At 61.8% G+C, this 19,089-nt stretch carries 11 protein-coding genes; 2 read left to right on the plus strand and 9 right to left on the minus strand.

Annotation, left to right across the window (positions count from 1 at the left end; genetic code table 11):
- Positions 1 to 55 precede the first annotated feature (55 nt).
- Positions 56 to 4,552, plus strand: coding sequence for a glutamate synthase large subunit (gltB, locus tag CFAEC_RS00705; RefSeq protein ID WP_290277893.1), 4,497 nt, complete (start codon positions 56 to 58; stop codon positions 4,550 to 4,552).
- Positions 4,552 to 6,075: a glutamate synthase subunit beta gene (locus tag CFAEC_RS00710; RefSeq protein ID WP_290277895.1), complete on the plus strand. Its 1,524-nt coding sequence runs from the start codon at positions 4,552 to 4,554 to the stop codon at positions 6,073 to 6,075. Before gltB ends, CFAEC_RS00710 begins: the two co-directional genes overlap by 1 nt.
- Positions 6,076 to 6,247: 172 nt before the next feature.
- Here the strand turns inward: CFAEC_RS00710 and CFAEC_RS00715 are convergent, their stop codons facing one another.
- The 9 genes from CFAEC_RS00715 to CFAEC_RS00755 all read right to left on the minus strand — a co-directional run bounded on the left by CFAEC_RS00715 (position 6,248) and on the right by CFAEC_RS00755 (position 19,078).
- Positions 6,248 to 7,735, minus strand: a complete 1,488-nt coding sequence (locus tag CFAEC_RS00715; protein ID WP_290277897.1) for a glutamate-cysteine ligase family protein — start codon at positions 7,733 to 7,735, stop codon at positions 6,248 to 6,250.
- A 125-nt stretch (positions 7,736 to 7,860) separates the two neighbouring features.
- On the minus strand, positions 7,861 to 11,331 hold the full coding sequence (locus tag CFAEC_RS00720; protein WP_290277899.1) for an arabinosyltransferase domain-containing protein: 3,471 nt from the start codon (positions 11,329 to 11,331) through the stop codon (positions 7,861 to 7,863).
- Complete coding sequence (locus CFAEC_RS00725; protein ID WP_290277902.1) at positions 11,324 to 13,414, minus strand: galactan 5-O-arabinofuranosyltransferase; 2,091 nt, start codon at positions 13,412 to 13,414, stop codon at positions 11,324 to 11,326. The genes CFAEC_RS00720 and CFAEC_RS00725 overlap by 8 nt, the downstream gene beginning before the upstream one ends.
- A 153-nt stretch (positions 13,415 to 13,567) precedes the next feature.
- A complete protein-coding gene (gene dprE2, locus CFAEC_RS00730) occupies positions 13,568 to 14,329 on the minus strand; it encodes a decaprenylphospho-beta-D-erythro-pentofuranosid-2-ulose 2-reductase (RefSeq protein WP_290277904.1) in 762 nt (253 codons plus the stop codon).
- A 19-nt stretch (positions 14,330 to 14,348) separates the two neighbouring features.
- Positions 14,349 to 15,815: a decaprenylphosphoryl-beta-D-ribose oxidase gene (gene dprE1 / locus CFAEC_RS00735; protein WP_290277905.1), complete on the minus strand. Its 1,467-nt coding sequence runs from the start codon at positions 15,813 to 15,815 to the stop codon at positions 14,349 to 14,351.
- 218 nt (positions 15,816 to 16,033) lie between these two features.
- A complete protein-coding gene (locus tag CFAEC_RS00740; protein ID WP_290277906.1) occupies positions 16,034 to 16,945 on the minus strand; it encodes an ABC transporter substrate-binding protein in 912 nt (303 codons plus the stop codon).
- A complete protein-coding gene (locus tag CFAEC_RS00745) occupies positions 16,942 to 17,604 on the minus strand; it encodes an ABC transporter permease (protein ID WP_290277907.1) in 663 nt (220 codons plus the stop codon). Before CFAEC_RS00745 ends, CFAEC_RS00740 begins: the two co-directional genes overlap by 4 nt.
- Positions 17,604 to 18,269 (minus strand): ABC transporter permease, encoded by a 666-nt coding sequence (locus CFAEC_RS00750; RefSeq protein ID WP_290277908.1) that lies wholly within the window; start codon positions 18,267 to 18,269, stop codon positions 17,604 to 17,606. The genes CFAEC_RS00745 and CFAEC_RS00750 overlap by 1 nt, the downstream gene beginning before the upstream one ends.
- Entirely contained in the window at positions 18,266 to 19,078 is an 813-nt protein-coding gene (locus CFAEC_RS00755; RefSeq protein ID WP_290277909.1) for an ABC transporter ATP-binding protein, read from the minus strand. The genes CFAEC_RS00750 and CFAEC_RS00755 overlap by 4 nt, the downstream gene beginning before the upstream one ends.
- Positions 19,079 to 19,089: the final 11 nt, after the last annotated feature.

Below are 19,089 nucleotides of genomic sequence, written 5' to 3' on the forward strand. Positions count from 1 at the left end.
CCCGCCTGTTTTTCTTATTATCGAATGATTAATAGAAACCCTTAGGGGGAACAGCATGCAGAAACAAGGTCTCTACAACCCAGCCTTCGAACACGATTCCTGTGGGGTCGCCTTCGTCGCGGATATTCACGGCCGCACCAGTCGTCGGATCGTCGCCAATGCACTCGAGGCGCTCCGTCGATTGGACCACCGCGGTGCCGCCGGCGCAGAGAAGACCACCGGCGACGGTGCCGGCATCCTCATGCAGATCCCCGATGCCTTCTATCGCGATATCGCCCCTTGTGACCTGCCGGAACCAGGGCAGTATGCCACCGGAATCGCCTTCCTCCCGCAGGCTCGCATGGCCATGCTCGATGCCCAGAAGGAAATCACCCGCATCGCCGAAGATGAAGGTGCAACCGTTCTGGGATGGCGCAGCGTGCCGGTGGATCCCCGTGGTCTGGGGCAAATGGCCATCGATGCCATGCCGAGTTTCTCCCAGATCTTCCTCGAGGTTCCAGGCATATCCGGCATCGACCTGGATCGTGTCATGTTCTTCATCCGCAAACGCTGCGAACGCGAACTCGGCACCCTGGGCGATCGTCCCACCGCTTATTTCCCCTCGCTGTCCGCGCGCACGGTGATCTACAAGGGCATGCTCACCACGCAGCAATTGGAGAATTTCTTCCACGACCTCCAGGATCCGCGCATGGAATCCGCCATCGCAGTGGTTCACTCCCGTTTCTCCACCAACACCTTCCCCAGCTGGCCACTCGCGCACCCGTACCGACTGGTCGCCCACAACGGCGAAATCAACACGGTCCGTGGCAATGAAAATTGGATGCGCGCCCGCGAGGCGCTCATCAACTCCCAGGTGCTGGGGTCCCTCGACCGGGTGCTGCCCATCTGCTCGCCTGGTGGCTCGGACACTGCGCTTTTCGACGAAGCCCTCGAACTCCTCCATCTCGGCGGGTACGAACTCCCTCATGCCGTCGCCATGATGATCCCCCAGCCGTGGGAGCACAGCACCTCCATGAACCAGGAACTCCGTGACTTCTACGAGTACCACTCCTGCCTTATGGAACCGTGGGATGGGCCGGCTGCCCTGGCGTTTACCGATGGCCGTTATGTCGGAGCCGTCCTGGACCGCAATGGTCTGCGCCCAGGACGGATCACCATCACCAGTGACGGACTCGTGGTGATGGCTTCGGAATCAGGGGTATTGGATGTGGACGAAGAGGACGTCGTTAAGCGCACTCGTCTGGTGCCCGGCCAGATGTTCCTTGTCGACACCGCATCCGGCCGCCTCATCGCCGATGATGAAATCAAGCGCGGGCTGCAAGCCAGCGCGCCTTATGGAGAGTGGATCCGCAGCAACTTCGTGCACCTGTCCGGCCTGCCGCAGACCCGGTATGAATACATGCCACATCAGCGCGTGGTGCTGCGTCAACGTGTCTTCGGGATCACCGGGGAGGATGTGGATCTGCTGATCCTGCCGATGGCGCGCACCGGCACAGAGGCCATCGGATCCATGGGGTCTGATACCCCGATCGCCGCGATCTCCCAGCGTCCGCGGATGCTCTATGACTTCTTTGCCCAACGTTTCGCCCAGGTCACCAACCCACCCCTGGATTCCATTCGTGAGAAGCCCGTGACCAGCATGTACACGCTGCTCGGTGCGCAGTCCGATGTGCTGAACCCGGGCCCGGAGGCAGCACGGCGCATCCGCCTGGAATCACCGATCATTGATAACCATGAGCTGGCCACCCTCATTCACGCCGACGATGATGGCGACTGGGAGCATTTCGGCGCGGCCGTCATCTCTGGTCTCTACCCGGTCGCGCACCACGGCGCCGGAATGAAGGCCGCCATCGCACGTGTGCGCCGTGAGGTTTCTGAGGCGATCCGTCAGGGCAAGAGCCTCATCGTGCTCTCTGACCGTGAATCCAATGAACAGCTTGCCCCCATCCCGGCCCTGCTGCTCACCTCCGCTGTGCATCAGTACCTGGTGCAGCAGCGCACCCGCACCCGGTGCTCGCTGGTGGTGGAATCCGGTGATGCCCGCGAGGTCCATCACCTGGCCATGCTGGTCGGCTTCGGTGCCGATGCCATCAACCCCTATATGGCCTTTGAAACCATCGATGAGCTGCGTCTCAAGGGGCAACTCGGTGAGTTGGATCTGGATGAGGCCTGCCGTAATTATGTCACCGCCGCCACCACGGGTGTGCTCAAAGTGATGTCGAAGATGGGCATCGCCACGGTGTCGTCCTACCGTGGCGCGCAGCTCGCTGACGTCACCGGACTGCACCAGAACCTGCTGGATGACTACTTCGGGGGACTGGCCTCACCGATCTCTGGCATCGGTTTGGAGGAGGTCGCCGCCGATGTGGAGGCCCGCCACCGCAGTGCCTTCCTGCCCCGGCCCGAGGAACACGCCCACCGCGAACTCGACCTGGGTGGTGAGTACAAATGGCGCCGCGAAGGCGAATACCACCTGTTCAACCCCGAGACCATCTTCAAACTGCAGCACGCCACGCGCACCGGCCAGTACTCCATTTTCAAGGACTACACAGCCAAGGTGGACGGCCAATCTGAGCGTCTGGGCACCATCCGTGGCCTCTTCGAATTCAGCACCGACCGCCAGCCAATCCCGGTGGAGGAAGTGGAACCGGTCAGTGAGATCGTGCGGCGTTTTTCCACCGGTGCGATGTCCTATGGCTCCATCTCCGCCGAGGCGCATGAAGTCCTGGCTATCGCGATGAACCGCCTGGGTGGCATGTCCAATTCCGGCGAGGGCGGGGAGGACCCAGCCCGCTTCACCCCGGAACCCAATGGTGATTGGAAGCGCTCCGCCATCAAGCAGGTGGCTTCGGGCCGTTTCGGTGTGACCAGCCACTACCTGAATAACTGCACCGATATCCAGATCAAGATGGCCCAGGGTGCCAAGCCCGGTGAAGGCGGTCAGCTGCCTCCGGAGAAGGTCTATCCCTGGATCGCCGAGGTTCGCATCACCACCCCGGGCGTGGGTCTCATTTCCCCGCCACCGCACCACGACATCTACTCCATCGAGGATCTGGCCCAGCTCATTCATGATCTGAAAAACGCCAACCCACGAGCACGCATCCACGTGAAACTGGTGGCTGAGCAAGGCGTGGGTACCGTTGCCGCAGGTGTATCCAAGGCCCATGCCGACGTGGTGCTCATCTCCGGCCATGACGGCGGTACCGGTGCCTCCCCGCTGACCTCCCTCAAACACGCCGGCGGTCCGTGGGAGCTCGGCCTTGCAGAAACCCAACAGACGTTGCTGCTCAACGGTCTGCGCGACCGCATCCGGGTGCAATGCGATGGCCAGCTCAAAACCGGCCGTGATGTCATTATCGCTGCGCTCCTGGGCGCCGAGGAATTCGGTTTCGCCACCGCCCCGCTGGTGGTGGAGGGCTGCATCATGATGCGCGTCTGCCACCTGGACACCTGCCCCGTGGGCATCGCCACGCAGAACCCCGACCTGCGTGCGAAGTTCACCGGCAAGGCGGAGCACGTGGTCAACTTCTTCACCTTCCTCGCCGAAGAAGTCCGCGAATACCTCGCCCAGCTTGGTTTCCGCAGCATCGACGAGGCGGTCGGGCAATCCCAGGTCCTGCGCAAACGCACCGATATCCGTGCTGATTCCCGCGCTGCACACCTTGATCTCACACCGATCTTCCATAAGCCGGAGACCCCCCACTTTCCGGACCAGGACATCCGTTGCACCAGGTCCCAGGACCACAGCCTGGATGCAGCCCTGGACAACCAGTTCATCACCCAGGCCGCCGACACCATCGCGCGCGCCGCCGCCGGCGAGGACGCCCGCACCACACTGACTGCCACGGTCAGCAATGTTCACCGGTCGGTCGGGACCATGCTGGGCAACGCGCTCACCCAGGCTGCCGGGGCGCCCGGGCTTATCGACGACACCCTCACCCTCAACCTCACCGGCTGCGCAGGAAACTCCTTCGGAGCCTTCATTCCGGCAGGCATGACCATCAATCTCACCGGTGATGCCAATGACTTCGTGGGCAAGGGACTCTCCGGCGGGCGTATCATCATCCGCCCCTCTGCTCAGGCCCCGAAGCAACTGAAGAACAACCCGGACATCATCGCCGGCAACGTCATCGGTTATGGAGCCACCAGTGGTGAGATGTTCATCCGCGGTGAGGTCGGCGAGCGTTTCTGTGTCCGTAACTCCGGTGCCACCGCCGTGGTGGAGGGCATCGGCAACCACGGTTGTGAATACATGACCGGCGGACGCGTGGTGGTGCTTGGTCCAGTCGGTGAGAACTTCGGGGCAGGAATGTCCGGGGGCATCGCGTACCTGATGGATCAGCCTGATCTGGAGAAGAAGATCAATCGGGGACTGGTGGATGTGGAAAAGCTCAGTCCCGATGAGGCCCTCTGGGCCGACCGCCTGATCGCCCGGCACGCGGCACTCACCGGATCCAGCACGCCAGTACGGGCAAAAGACCTGGTCAAAGTCATGCCACGCGATTATAAGAAAGTACTACTGTCCGCCCTGACGATGGAGGAGGCCCACTAATGTCCGACCCACATGGATTCATGAAATTTTCCCGCGCGGAACCAGCGCACCGCCCCGTGCCCCTTCGACTGATGGACTACCGCGAGGTCTACGAGGCCGCCCCGGAAGGCCAGATCGAGGAGCAGGCCGCCCGATGCATGGACTGCGGTGTGCCGTTCTGCCACGAAGGTTGCCCGCTGGGAAACATCATCCCGGAATGGAATGATCTGGTGCGGGAAGGACGGTGGAAGGAGGCTTATGATCGCCTCCATGCCACGAACAACTTCCCGGAATTCACGGGACGTCTGTGTCCGGCGCCGTGCGAGGGTGCCTGTGTGCTGGGAATCAACGATGATGCCGTGACCATCAAGAATGTTGAATTGGCGATTGTGGAACGCGCCTTTGCGGAAGGCTGGGTGGAGCCAGTTCGGGCATCCCTGGACACCGGTTTGACCATCGCTGTCGTCGGATCCGGCCCGGCTGGTCTCGCAGCCGCGCAACAGCTGACCCGCGCGGGGCACCGCGTGACCGTGTTCGAACGCGATGACCGCCTCGGTGGACTGATGCGCTATGGCGTGCCGGACTACAAGATGGAGAACCGCTGGATCGACCGACGCCTGGACCAGATGCGTGCCGAGGGCACCGAATTCCGCGTCGGAGTCTCCCCAAAAGCTGCTGAACTAGCCTTTTTCGATGCCGTGGTGCTGGCAACCGGCACTCCTGTCGCACGTCCCCTCGGAGTGGAAGGAACGAACCTTGCCGGTGTGCACCCCGCGATGGACTATCTCACCGCACAGAACAAGGGCAACGAAGGTGATTCTGTTGTCTCATCCTTAAACGCCCGCGGAAAGAAAGTGGTGATCATCGGTGGTGGCGACACCGGAACGGACTGCTTCGGAACCGCCTTGCGACAAGGAGCTGCCTCCGTGACCCAGTTCGATATCCGCCCCAAAGCACCATTCGTGCGGGACGCGAATACCCCCTGGCCGATGTACCCCAACCAGTTCCGCACCGCCACCGCCCACGAAGAAGGTTCCTATGTGTTGAGCGGCGATGAATCGGTCGCCGATATTGAAACCCTCGGTTTAGGTCAGCGCACCGCAGGTTCCGAGTTGGGGGAGCGGAAGTTCGCCGTAAACACTGTCTCCCTGCATGGCGACGACCACGGCAGGGTTACTGGTCTCACCGGATGCCAGATCAAAGTGGTCAACGGACGACGCGAACCCATCGAGGGCACCGAATTCCCCTTCGACGCCGACATGGTCCTGGTTGCCCTCGGTTTCAGCGGCGCAGAACAGGGCGGGCTGGCCCATGAACTGGGAGTTGGCTTCGATGCGCGAGGCCGGATGATCCGCGATTCTAGTTACCGGAGCCCCACGAACTCCCGCGTCTATATCGCAGGTGACAACGGCCGCGGTCAGTCCCTCATCGTCTGGGCCATTGCCGAGGGACGCGCCTGTGCCGCCGCCGTGGACGCCGACCTCATGGGCGAAACTGCGCTGCCGGTTGCCGTGACCCCGAGTGATCTGCCGATGGCTGTTTAGGACTGGACGGGCACAGGGAGCAGGTGTGCGGTGTGCACAAGGGTGCGGGTTTGGCCTCGGGGTGGGCCTTGCCGCGGCCTAGTTGGTACGGTTTTGCCCGCGCCCGAGTTCCCAACGAATAAACCGGCCCCATTCCCTTTATGGAGGTGGCGCCAGTTTTAGGTGAAGGACGTTAGTGGCCGATTTCCCAGCTGTGCACGGGTTCGCCGGTGGCCTGGTTCTTCAGATAGAGCTCCAACATGGTGGCCAGTGCAGCGCGACGAGCATCCGAGTCGGGAAGACCCCGGTGGGATTCGAGATTATTAAGGGTCCGGAGTTGCCAGGTGGCGCCGTTCTGGCGGGATTTTGCCCGGTCGCGGATGATGTCGAGGTAATGATCCGCTGAGGAGTCATCGACCTCAAGACGGCGGAGCCCTTCACGAGCCTGGGGCAGAAGATGCTCAATGACGAGGTCAGCGACATTGATCTGTCCCATCGTCGGCCAGGTCATACGGGCGAACAGGCCCGAGCGTGCAGCAGATTGGAAGTTCTTCTCCGCATCAGGGAAGGTGAGGCGTGACCAGACCGGGCGGTTTTCCTCTGCGAGGTATTTGACGATGCCATAGTAGAACGCCGCGTCAGCCACGAGGTCCACCGTGGTGGGGCCAGCTGGAAGGAGGCGGTTTTCCAATCGGAGGTGGGACCGTTCCTCACCGGGGGCGTAGATCGGCCGGTTCCATCGCCAGACGGTTCCGTTATGGAGGTTGAGGTAGTGCAGTGCCGGGGAGTTACCCTTCATGATGGGGGTTCCCGCCAAAGCGCGATCCTCGGCGATGAGGGGGGAGAAGTAGCGGACGTTTTCCTCGAAAAGGTCGAAGACACTGGTGATCCAGCGCTCGCCGAACCAGACGCGGGGGCGGACACCCTGGTTGACCAGTTCGGATGTCCGTGTGTCGATCGCCTGCTGGAATACCGGGATGCGGCTTTCATGCCAGACCCGGCGACCCAGGAACAACGGCGAGTTGGCGCTGAGTGCGACCTGGACTCCGGCGACTGCCTGTGAGGCGTTCCATGCAGCGGCAAAGCGGTTCGGTGCGAGCTGGAGATGCAGTTGCATCGAGGTGCATGTGGATTCGGGGGCGATGTCGCTGAATTCTTCGCTGACGTGTTCGCGGTCGGAGAGGTTGATATGGACCAGTTCTCCACGGGATTCGATCACCGCATTACTCAGTGCCCGGTACCGGTTCTCCTGGGTCATCCAGGCGGGGTCGGAAAGGAACTCAGGTGTGATGGTGGGGAGCGTCCCGATCATGGCGACCTGCACACCGGTGGAGGCAGCGGCCTCGCGGACCCGGGAGAGACGGTGGTTGACGCCGTCTTCCAGGCGCTTCAAACCATCGTGTTTCACCGACAAGGGCGGATGATTGAGCTCGACGTTGAAGTTGCCGATTTCGGACTGGTATTCCTCGTCGAGAAGCTTGAGTACCTCACCGCCACGCAGGGCCGGCTGCATGGCGGAATCGACCAGGTTGAGCTCCAGCTCAAGCCCTATGGAACCGTGGTCGTCGAAGTCGGACCGCTGCAGGTGGCGGTCGAAGATCTCGAGGTCCTCCATAAGCAGCTGACGGTAACGTGTCCGCTGTCGAGGAGTGTATCTGTCGGAGGAAATTGATTCGCCCATGACTCTGAATAAACCATAAAAAGGGGTCCCATGATGGAAAAATTTCTCTCACCGACATCAGTAACAGGAAAAGGGGGCAGGAACCATCAGGTTTCCTGCCCCCTCTCCATGTGGATCTCCGAAGATTAATCCACCTTCATGCTCCCCGGGTTCCAGAGGCCGGATCGCTGGATGGTTTCCAGTTCGGCTTCTGCCACGTTGGGGGTTTCACCACGGGAGTTGGTGCGGAGCTCATAACGCTCGATGGAACCCCAGTCGCGGCCCCAGTCATTCTTCAGGTAGGACGGGATCACATAGGAGACATTCACTGCCTCTGCGGTACCCATCGCGCCACCACCGGCCCAGTCCATGAACGGGCTGAGTGTGGACTTGCCGCCATGATCAGGGGAGATGCGGTATTCAGGGATCTCGGTGATGCCGGCGTAGTGATCGAAGGTGCGCTGGCAGGGGAACTGCAGACCGACAGCCCAGTCAAGCAGACCTGGAGCCTCGGATCCGATGATGTTGTCCAGGGAATCCAGGTTCGGCACGCGTGGTGGGGTGACGGCGACCCACTGGTCTGGATCCAGGTTGTCATCGATGGCCACGATACGAATGACATCCGCCTCTTCAGGGAGGGCATCGATCGGGAGACGGAGATTGCGCCATGAAGGCTCGGGACCGATGTCGTACATCATCCGCTCGCCGATGTCGCTGACTTCACCATCTGCACTGAGCGTGCCGTACTCCAGGAGCACGGACTGGCCGGACTGAAGGATGCCGTTGATATCGAAGTGCTCCACGCGACCCGCGGCGGACACCACAATGATCGGTGCCTCCTCGGTTGCCTCGGGTAGTTCGTACCAGTCGGTGGTGATCTGAGCAGGGACCTGGGTGCCATCGGTCCAGGAACCCACGACAGGGACCTGGGTGTAATCCAGATCGAAGGGCAGACGTGCGGTGGAACCGTTGATGCCCACATCAGCGCGCAGACCACCGGTGGTGCCGGTTGCCTGGCCGGAGGCATCGTCAGAACCGCTGGTGTCTTCATCCAGGGAATCCGCGATCGCACCCACGGATGTGGTGGAGGCCTGGTCCTGGTTGATATAAGGCGGGATGCCGAAGGCACTGAAGCCCCGGACTGTATCTGACTCGAGGGATTCTCCGAGGGAGGAGTTGACCGGGGCCAGGAAGGAATCATTGGAGTTGGTCTCCAGCATGGCATCTGCGGCCAGGCCACAGGTCTGTCCACCGAGTGCCCGGATATTACCCAGGCCGACGCTGTAGTTCGGATACTGATCCGCGAAGGCCTTACCCATGGACCCCATGGATACCAGCACCACCGCCGCTGAGATCAGGGCGATCGGGGAGGCCAGGAGACCCTTGAAGCGTGAGGCGCGGGCAACCTTGGCAGCCTCCTCGGAACGGAATTCTCCCATGGTGTGCTGGGTTTCAGCCTGCGCCACCTTCACATCCTTGACGAAGGACTGGATGGCACCCGCCAGCAGGACGAGCACGGCGATGATCATCACCACGGTGGATGCTTCGATGCCGTTGATCTGGATGGTCTTGTCCCACCAGGGCACTGAATAACTGGAGGTGTACCACCAGCCGTTGGTGCCGGCCAGGGCGAAGGCGAAGAGGAAGAGGAACACACCCACGGAGATCGTCCGCATGCGTGGTGATTTCACCGCCACATAAGACAGCCCCACAGCGGCCAGACCGGCCAGCGCAGCGCCGAGGCCTGCGTACACACCGAAGTGGTGGGTCCACTTGGTGGGGGTGAACATCATGAAGAACATGGTTCCGAACAGCACGAGGGTCAGGCGCAGTGCGGGGCCCCTGGCTGATCCCGGCACGCGGCCGTAACGCAGGATGCAGGCGACCACGATCGCGAGGCAGGCGATCATCATGATCACGCCGAAGCGTCGGGTGAAGGAGCCGTCAACGGTCTGTTCAAACAGGGTCTGGTAGCGGACGTACTCGTTGTACCAGCTCAGTGATGGGCCCTTTTCAGAGCGCACGGCGATGGATTCCATCACGGTGGCCCAGGTCTGGTCACCGAACACCGCGATGAGGATCGCTGTGCCGGAGGCCAAAAACGGTGCCAGCATGGCCATGACACCGGTGAACACCGAGCCCCTGGAGGCACCGGGGCCAGCATTGAACAGTGGCAGACGGCGGTACAGGATCCTGATCAGACTGGACAGGCTCACCAGCAGGGCGGCCACGGCGATGAGGCCGGTGGGGCCGGCACCGAGGGCGATGGTGGCCAGGATGGTGCCGATCGCAGCGGGCAGTAGGCGTGAGGAGGCGATGGATCGCTCGAAGGACACCCATGCCAGCAGCGCGGTGGCGGCGATGATCGGTTCGGGGCGCAGGCCGTTGTTGTAGGGAAGCCAGAACGCGAGGAACAGCATGGCGGCGGACCAGTGGGCCACGCGACGGCCGTCGATGCGGGCACCCAGGCGCGGGAGCACCTCACGGGAGAGCACGAACCAGATGATGAATGCGGAGATCAACGCCGGCAGGCGCAGCCAGATCGATGCCGTGGACACATAGGCCATCAGTGACAGCAAGTCGTAGAACGGTGCGCCGAAGGGGGATTCGGGCACACCGAACCACCGGTAGTAGTTGGCCATATAATCCGCGTTGTGGGACACCCTGGCCATGGTCATGATGAAGCCGTCATCGGAGGTGTTGGCGCCGAAGAAGTGCCAGAATGTCAGCACGAACGCAACCACACCGTCGAGGGGTTTGACCCGGTACCACTTGGCTGGGAGGAAGCGGTGGACCTTGCGTCCATCGAGGATGTCCATGCGGTGCAGGGTCCAGAGCGCCACCACGGTGAGCAGCAGGCCGGTCCACATCACGATGTACTTGATCACGCTCGGTGAGGAGGTGTAGCGCGAATTGACCTCCATATCCACCGTGAGGCCATCGGCCACCAGGGAGGAGTGGGTCGGGGAGTCGTCGACAAGCTCTGTGTAGACGCCGGTCACCTGGGGCCGCGAGTCAGCTTCGGTCTCGCCGAAGTAGCTGGTCCCGGTGATCTCGGCGGTGGTGTTCTCCTCACCAGAGGAGATCTCCAGGATCGCGCCGCCGGGCAGATCCCCGACATCGGCGGCGGGGATGTCCAGGAGGACTTCGCCGCGTACCACCACATCCAGGTTGCCGTCGATGGTGCGCACAAAGAGGCCACGGTTCGTGGCATCGGTGCTGTCCATCGGCAGTGTTCCGAAGATGAGTGACTGCCCGTTGTTGAGGTTATCCAACGTCGACAACGGAATGGTCGCATCAAGCGACTGGGGAGCGTAGGCGATCAACGGGGCGTTGATGCTGGACAGCTCCTCGTTCTGCGGCCAGGACAAGGATGACTGCACCTGGTTGACCGGCATGAACGGCGTGAGCACAAACATCAACATGCCCAGGAGACCGGCGCCGATGGCGAGCTTCTTCAACCATCCGGGCGCGACCTTCACGGGACGGCCGACCGGGCTGGAGCCCGCGGCACCCTGTTCTTTTTTCGACACAACTACTTCCGACACAGGCAACGAGTCTACGGTATGGGCGCGGTAACTTCCGCTTTCACGTCCGTCACGTGAGGTATCACTCATCACGCGTCACCACCACGAACGGCCCGATCTGCTCGACCTGCCACGGGGCACCATCGGCCACAAACACCTGCGGATTGAAGAACACGCCCCGGAAACGCACATTCGGATTATTGGGGTAGATGTCCTCCGCGAGGTCATATTTCCAGCCGGCCGCACCCTGGCCCTCATCGCCCCGGCCCACATCTTCCGCATCGCCCCGGAGGATGAACACCTCAGGGCCCGCCCACTCGGAACCGTCGATCGCGGCGGCGAAATCAGCAGGGTCCGACAGCTCATCCCAGCTCTCCACCGCCCAGCCTTCGATCGTGGCATTGCGCTTGCCGAATTCCCCCAATGGATTCGCATAATGCGAGGTGAACGCCTGGAAACCGCGATAGGGGTTATAGGACATGAAGTTCAGTTCATCGGTGAGCACGATGGTGTCAGACGGGTGAAAACCCTCCTCCTGCAGATGCGCGTCGATCTCACCGTAGTACTGCGCCGACCCCGCCGGGTAGAGGTCCGCGCGTTCGCCATAACCGTCCGTATCCGTATAGGCAAGGTCGATCGCGTGCGCATTGCGCTGCGGGATATTCTGGGCATAATTCAGACCGCCCGCGAGCACCAGCACGATGAGGATGGTGGTGGTGTTGCTTGCCACCCTCGGCGTGATCCGGTTGGGGTACAGCATGTAGATCCCGGCCAGCAGGAAATCAGCGATCCCCAGCACACCTGCTGTGGTCAGCATCAGCACCACGAGGGTATCCAGGCGGAAACCCAGCAAGGTGGAGCCAAGGAGCGTGCTCATCATCGAGGCGATGATCCAGCCGTAGAACACAATGAGCGCGATCTGCATGGACTGCACCACCGGATCCGAACGGCGCACCACCAGATAGACCAGCCCAATGATGCTCAGCAGCCCGAGCATGCTCGGCGCGAGAAACGGCAGCGGCAGCTGGGTGCCCTCCATCGGCAGATAATGCATGGCGGTATCACCACTTTGCTCCGCGCCCCCGGCGCTGGCGAGCAGGAACGGGCCCCAGGTGATCAGCGCGATGCTTATCGACGCAACCCCCAACACCGTCAACCACACCACTGGTTTCCAACTTCGTTTCAGAGTCAGGAACACCACCGCGGTGACCACCACGACCGACAACGCGATGGCCGCCGTGAACAGTGTGTAGAACGTGGCGGAGAACCCCAGGAACAGGATGCCGCCGATGAGCGCGAACTTTTTGCCCCGGAGAATGCCCGGGGTCAGGGCCACCATGGCAGGGATCCCCATCGCGACCAGCGCGGCATAGGGCTCATCCGGGCTCATCACCAGGATCACGCAGGTGGTGACGATGGCGATGCCCGTGGCCACCGGCAGGGAACCAACCAGACGCTGCCACACCGGAACCAACACCGCACCGCCGATGGCCAGGGAGATGATCGACCACGGTTGGAAGACTTCCCACCCGGGGATATCCAGGAGATTGGCCAGACGGCCACCGAACCAGAACCACAACGGCGGGTAGTAGGTGGGGATGTCCACATAGTTCATGTCGGTGATGGCGATATCATCCGCCAACCGGGTCAGGTACTGGGTGCGGAAGCCCTGATCAACGCTGATGCCATCCAGGTAGAGCCGGGTGGCTGACAGCGGGATGGCCAGCACTGCCACCACGAGCGCCGCGGGGCTGAGATAGGCCACGAGGTAGGTCAACACCCTGCGCCACATCGGGCGGGGGACCTTCTGTAGAACACCGCCATTTTGTCGAGAGCTGGCGAAATGTTCATCGCGGATCCATAACCACATCAGGACACCCAGGATCATCAGCACCACCACGATGGTGGCTGAAGCCAATGCACGCGTGACCATCGAGGAACCGAAGGCCGGCAGACTGGTTTGCTTCAACACCAGCCACGATACGAGTGTGAACACAAAGGCTCCCACCGCTGCCAGGACGATGGACACCACGGTGCGGCCATTATCCAACCGGTCCGGGTAGAAGTCATGGACCTGGACGGCGGAGCTGCCGTGCCCACCGGAGGTGGGCAGCGTCTGCGTCCTGGGGGTGTCAGCCTTCCCGGCCCCATGGTGTTCGGCGGAGTTCTTCATGAATAGAAGTCTTTCACATCGGGTGGACAAACATGGGAATGGATCAGTAGCGCAAATGCAACAAACCCGCTGATCGGAGAACACGCCCGTGAATCAACGGGCGGTATCTCCGATCAGCGGGTTGTTGAGGCGAACACTCTCCGCGAAAAACCTCTAGAAAGGCAGCTTGCGGAAGATTGCGCGTGGAATGAACTGGAAGGCCAGTGAGACATACTCAAACAGTGGGTGGACATAGATGATGTCCTTCTTCTCCACGACAGCCTTGTAGATGGCCTCGGCGACATCCTCACGGTTCACCGTCAGTGGTGCCTCACCGGCATCGGCGCTCATCTTGGTGCGGACCTGGCCTGCACGCACGACAAGCACGCTGGCACCCGAGTCACGGAGGGCCTCACCGAGCTGGGTGTAGAAGCCGTCGAAGCCCGCCTTGGCGGAGCCGTAGACGAAGTTGGAGCGGCGCACACGCTGCCCGGCCACCGAAGACATGGCCACGATGGTGCCATGGCCCTGAGCTTCCATCTTGCGGCCCAGGAGCACACCCACGGACACGCCGGCGGTGTAGTTCACAGACACGGCGCTCACGGCCTCGGCCTGATCACGCCACTGAACCTCATTGTCACCGAGCACACCGAAGGCCACCACGGCCACGTCCACGTCACCTTCAGCGAAGGCAGCATCAATGGCGGCGGGGTGGGATGAGGGATCGAGTGCATCGAAGTCGACGACCTTGACGGTGTCAGCGCCGGCGGCCTTGATCTGGGCGACGGCGGCCTCGATGCGAGGGGAGTCCTTACGGGCTGCGAGGGTGACATTGGAGCCACCCTGCTGGAGGAAACGTTCCACGATCGCGATTCCGATCTCGGAGGTTCCGCCGAGAAGGAGGATGTTCTGGGCTTTGCCCACAGCGTTCAGCATTTACTTACGTTCCTTAAAACTAGTGCAGCTCGAGTCGGCGGGACATGTCGGAGGCGAAGACACCGGTGGGGTCGATCTCATTGCGGGTCTTCAACCAGCCTTCCATGCCCGGGTACATGGCATGGAAGTTCTCCGCGGAGGTGCGGGACTCCTTGGCCAGGTACAGGCGGCCACCGAATTCCATGACGCGCTTGTCCAGATCGTCCAGGAAGGCACCCAGACCCGGTCGGATCGGGAAGTCCACGCAGACGTTCCAACCCGGCATCGGGTAGGACAGGGGCCCGCGGTTGCCGGGGCCGAACAGTTTGAACACGTTCAGTGCGGAATAGTGGCCGGACTTCTGCATGTCGCGGATGATGTCCTTGAAGGCATCGACGGCCTCCATGGGCACCACGAACTGATACTGGAGGAATCCCTTGGATCCATAACCGCGGTTCCACTCGCCGATGAGATCCAGTGGCTGGTAGAACTGCGTCAGGTTCTTCACCTGGTGACGCGCAGGGGAACCCATGGCGTAATAAGCTTCGCCGATCGCCATGAGGCTGAGCTTGTTCATGGTCCAGGACGGGAAGATGTCCGGCACGGTCATCAACTGTGGTGCATTGAACTTCAGGGGATCCTTGGCCAGCTTGGGGGAGAGTTCCTCCAGCTGCGCCAGGGTGGCCAGGGAGCCACGGGAGATGGTGGAGCGCCCCAGTTTCGGTTCCGGGGAGATCACATCGAACCATGCGGAGGAGTACGTGTAGTTGTGCTCAGATCCGTCAGAGTGGAACTCAACGGTTTCATTCAGGTTGCTGGTGCGATCGGTGTCTGCGATGAAGTACGCGGTTTCCGTCTTGGTCATGCGCACGCACGCACGGACGATGATGCCGGTCAGTCCCATGCCGCCGACGGTTGCCCAGAACAGGGTGCCGTCTGGATCCTCTGCGGTGCCCTCCGGCTCCAGGTGCAGGATGCGACCGTCCGCGACCAGCAGTTCCATGGAGACCACGTGGTCACCGAAGGAACCTGCGGAGTGGTGGTTTTTGCCGTGGATATCGGGTCCGATGGCACCACCGATGGTCACCTGGCGGGTGCCGGGCAGAACGGGAATCCACAGGCCGTAGGGGAGTGCGGCCTTCATCAGCTGATCCAGGGTGACACCGCCATCCACGTCCACGATGGCGGATTCCGGGTCGATCGAGTGGATCTTGTTCAACTGCTGCATGTCGATGACGAGGCCACCGGCGTTCTGTGCAGGATCTCCATAGGAGCGTCCCATGCCACGGGGGATCACACCGCGCCTGAGGTAGGCAGGCTTGGAATCGTTCTGTTCCGCAACCCGACGGACCGCCTCGACGATCACGTCGAGATCCGGGGTGGAGAGAACTTCAGCGGTGGTGGGGGCGGTACGGCCCCAGCCGGTCAGTGTGTGGGCTTCTAGTGGAAGGGCTCCGGGGGCACCGGCCGAAGCGCCGGTGCTGGACGTGCCGTTAGAACTGTTCATCGGCTACCAAGGTTACCCCGCTTCAACCGTCATGACCGTCGCTGCGATGTGATTCTCGACAGGTATTACCACAATCCCCCGCAGGCCCCTGCTGACATCACTCCCACGAATGGGGGCTATAACTGCAGTGGGTCATTACCTATTTATCTGCGGGGCGTCGAGGAGGTACACGTTTGGGGACTTAATGTGATCTTGATTACTGCCGATCGTCTCCGGCGTTAGACCAGGTCTTTCTCCTCCAACCACTGCGAGGCGATGGTCGATGCCGACGACTGGTCGGTGACACTCTGGGAATTGAGGGACAGCAGTTCCTCGGAGGTCAGCGCAGCACTGATCTCATTGATGATGTCCCGGGCACCCTCATCCAGTGCGTCGCTGGCCACCGGCACCACATGGGAGGCCAGGAACATGCCATCCGGATCCTCTAAGACCACCAGGTCATTGTCCTGGATGGTCGGATCGCCGGTATAGATGATGGCGAACTGCACATCGCCGTCGTTGAGCGCCTTGATGGTCAGGGGACCGCCACCGTCCTCGATCGGGGTGAATCCGGCGTCGATGCCGTAGTTGTCCATCAACCCCACGGGTCCGTTGGGGCGGGTTTCAGCCTCGGAGTTCGCACCCAGGACGATGGGGCCCGGGATGTTGGCCAGGTCCGGGATGCTGGTGAGGTTGTATTCCTCTGCCAGGGCCCGGGTCACCACATAAGCGTCCTGGTCGGTGGCGGGGGCATCGTCGAGGATGGTGAGGCCGTCGGGTGCGGCGTCGACAAGCTCCGTATGCACCTCAGCGCCCAGGCGCGCCTGCGTGTCCGGCTGCCAGTACTGCAGCAGTGGCCCGGAGTATTCCGGGAAGAGGTCAACCGTGCCGCTCTCCACCTCGCCCATGTAGACCTCGCGCTGGCCGATGCGGAAATCGCGCTCCACCTGGTAATCAGCGGCCTCGAGCGCCTGCGCGTAGAGCTCCGCGATGATCTCATTGGAGTAGTAGTCCTGTGATCCCACCACGATGGCGTCACCGGAGGCATCATCAGTGCCTTCTATCGTGTCTGAGGAACCACAAGCAACCAACAGGGCACCGGCGAGGCTCACTGTGCTCACTGCGATCCCGGTACGAAACAGTGTCTTCATGACTGACCTTTCAGTAGTTTCCTGGTGTGCAGGATGAAGGAGAAAACAGTTTCCAGCAGGAGTGCCAGCGCGATAACCAGCAACGCGCCGCCGATCATCTCGCCATAATCCCGGGTTTTCAGTCCCGAGAAGATATATCTGCCGAATCCCACATCCGCGGTGTAGGCAGCCAGCGTGGCCGTGGCCACCACCTGCACAACGGCGGAACGTATCCCACCGATGATCAACGGGGATGCCAACGGCAACTCCACTGAACGGATGATCTGAAACTCCGACATCCCGATGGCCCGGGCTGCCTTCACTGTGATCGCCTCCACACTGGTCACCCCAGAATAGGCGCCGGCGAGCAGCGGTGGGGCAGCTAGGACAATGAGGGCGATCATGGGGGCAGTCACACCGATGCCGATCCACAGGCCGAGCAGTGTGAGAAGCCCCAGGGTGGGAATGGCACGACCGGCACCGACGATGGCGGACACCAGATTTCCGCCCACCCTGTAATGCCCGATGAGCACTCCCAGCGGGATCGCGATGGCTGCGGCGATAGTCACCACCACCAGCGTCACCGCCAGGTGTTCCACCAGACGCTGCGGTATTGATCCCGCCCCGGACCATTCCGCCGGATCCGATAACCACGCCCAGGTGACGTTCAGCAGTTCCATCAGTGGGCCCCTTGTTTCGCCGCAGAATGGGACTCAGCGGCTTTGGACCAGGGCAGCAATATCCGCTGAGCCAGGACACAGCAGGCATCAAGAAGCAGCGCCAGGGCGATGGTGAGCACCACACCGGTGACCACCTCTGAGACGATCCCGCGTTGGAAACCATCGGTGAACAGGGTGCCCAGGCTCTGGATACCCACCACGGAGCCCACCGTCACCAGACTGACGGTGCTGACCACCACCACGCGCAGGCCGGCGATGATGACCGGCAGGGCCAGGGGGAATTCCACCGACCAGAATCTACGGGCCGTGGAGAAGCCAATGGCGGTGGCTGCCCTGGTTACGTGGGTAGGAACAGATGCGAAGCCATCAGCGACTGTGCGCGTCAGAATCGCCACGCCATAGATGGTCAGCACCGCGATCATGGTCATCGGCGACCGCAGGCCGGTGCCGAACACCACCGGGATCAGCACGAATAACGGTAGGGAAGGGATGGCGTAGAGGACACCGACCACTGGCAGCAGGGCCCCACCGATCCGCCACCGGTGCGCCGTCCATCCCAGCGGGATTGCGATGATCAGACTGAGCAGCACGGCGGGGAGGGTCAACCACAGATGGATCCAGGTCAGATCGATCACCCAGGGATAGTTCTGCGATAGCCATTTCACTGATCCAGAGCCCCCAGAATCTTTCCGTGGGCATCCACAATCAGCTGTTCAGAGCCCTCCTGAACCACCCGGAGACTCCGTGTGCCGGAGCCCAGGCCGATGAAATTACGTACGAAATCATCCACGGGGGCGGTGATCAATTCACTCGGGGTGGCCTCCTGGGCGATGACGCCACCGGGGCGCAGCACCACCACCTTGTCGGCAAGGCTGAACGCCTCATCGATGTCATGGGTGACAAAGAGAATGGTCTTGCCCAGTTCCCGCTGCAGGCGCGTGACCTCATTTTGTAGGTCAAGGCGCACGATCGGGTCGACGGCCCCGAAGGGTTCATCCATGAGCAGGATGTCCGGCTCACCCGCCAGTGCCCGGGCCACTCCGACACGCTGCTGCTGGCCGCCTGAGAGCTGCGCTGGATATCGTCTGGCTACCGCTGGATCCAGGCCCACCACCTCGATGAATTCCAGGGCTTTTCGCCGGGCTGAACTCCGGGATTCCCCCTTCAGCAATGGCACGGTGGCCACGTTGTCCACCACCGTGCGGTGGGGGAGCAAACCCCCGGACTGCAGGACATATCCAATGGATCGACGCAGCTGCACCGGATCGGTGTGGGCGACATCGTCGCCATCGATGAGCACCCGGCCGGCAGTAGGATCAATCATCCGGTTCACCAGACTCAGCAGGGTGGATTTACCGGAACCACTGGACCCGACCAATACCACCGTGGAATTGTCCTCCACGGTGAAAGACACCTCATCCACTGCGATGGTGCCATCGGGGTAATGCTTGGATACCGCATCAAAGGTGATCATCCTGCGGCCCT

Origin of the sequence: Corynebacterium faecale (genome assembly GCF_030408735.1) — a bacterium.
In the GTDB taxonomy this organism is placed as follows: domain Bacteria; phylum Actinomycetota; class Actinomycetes; order Mycobacteriales; family Mycobacteriaceae; genus Corynebacterium; species Corynebacterium faecale.

Bases quoted from the DNA above. Each gene is read 5' to 3' on its own strand.
- CFAEC_RS00740 (WP_290277906.1), bottom strand. From the start codon at position 16,945: ATGAAGACACTGTTTCGTACCGGGATCGCAGTGAGCACAGTGAGCCTC.
- dprE1 (WP_290277905.1), bottom strand. From the start codon at position 15,815: ATGAACAGTTCTAACGGCACGTCCAGCACCGGCGCTTCGGCCGGTGCC.
- CFAEC_RS00710 (WP_290277895.1), top strand. From the start codon at position 4,552: ATGTCCGACCCACATGGATTCATGAAATTTTCCCGCGCGGAACCAGCG.
- CFAEC_RS00745 (WP_290277907.1), bottom strand. From the start codon at position 17,604: ATGGAACTGCTGAACGTCACCTGGGCGTGGTTATCGGATCCGGCGGAA.
- gltB (WP_290277893.1), top strand. From the start codon at position 56: ATGCAGAAACAAGGTCTCTACAACCCAGCCTTCGAACACGATTCCTGT.
- CFAEC_RS00725 (WP_290277902.1), bottom strand. From the start codon at position 13,414: ATGAAGAACTCCGCCGAACACCATGGGGCCGGGAAGGCTGACACCCCC.
- CFAEC_RS00720 (WP_290277899.1), bottom strand. From the start codon at position 11,331: ATGAGTGATACCTCACGTGACGGACGTGAAAGCGGAAGTTACCGCGCC.
- dprE2 (WP_290277904.1), bottom strand. From the start codon at position 14,329: ATGCTGAACGCTGTGGGCAAAGCCCAGAACATCCTCCTTCTCGGCGGA.
- CFAEC_RS00715 (WP_290277897.1), bottom strand. From the start codon at position 7,735: ATGGGCGAATCAATTTCCTCCGACAGATACACTCCTCGACAGCGGACA.
- CFAEC_RS00755 (WP_290277909.1), bottom strand. From the start codon at position 19,078: ATGATCACCTTTGATGCGGTATCCAAGCATTACCCCGATGGCACCATC.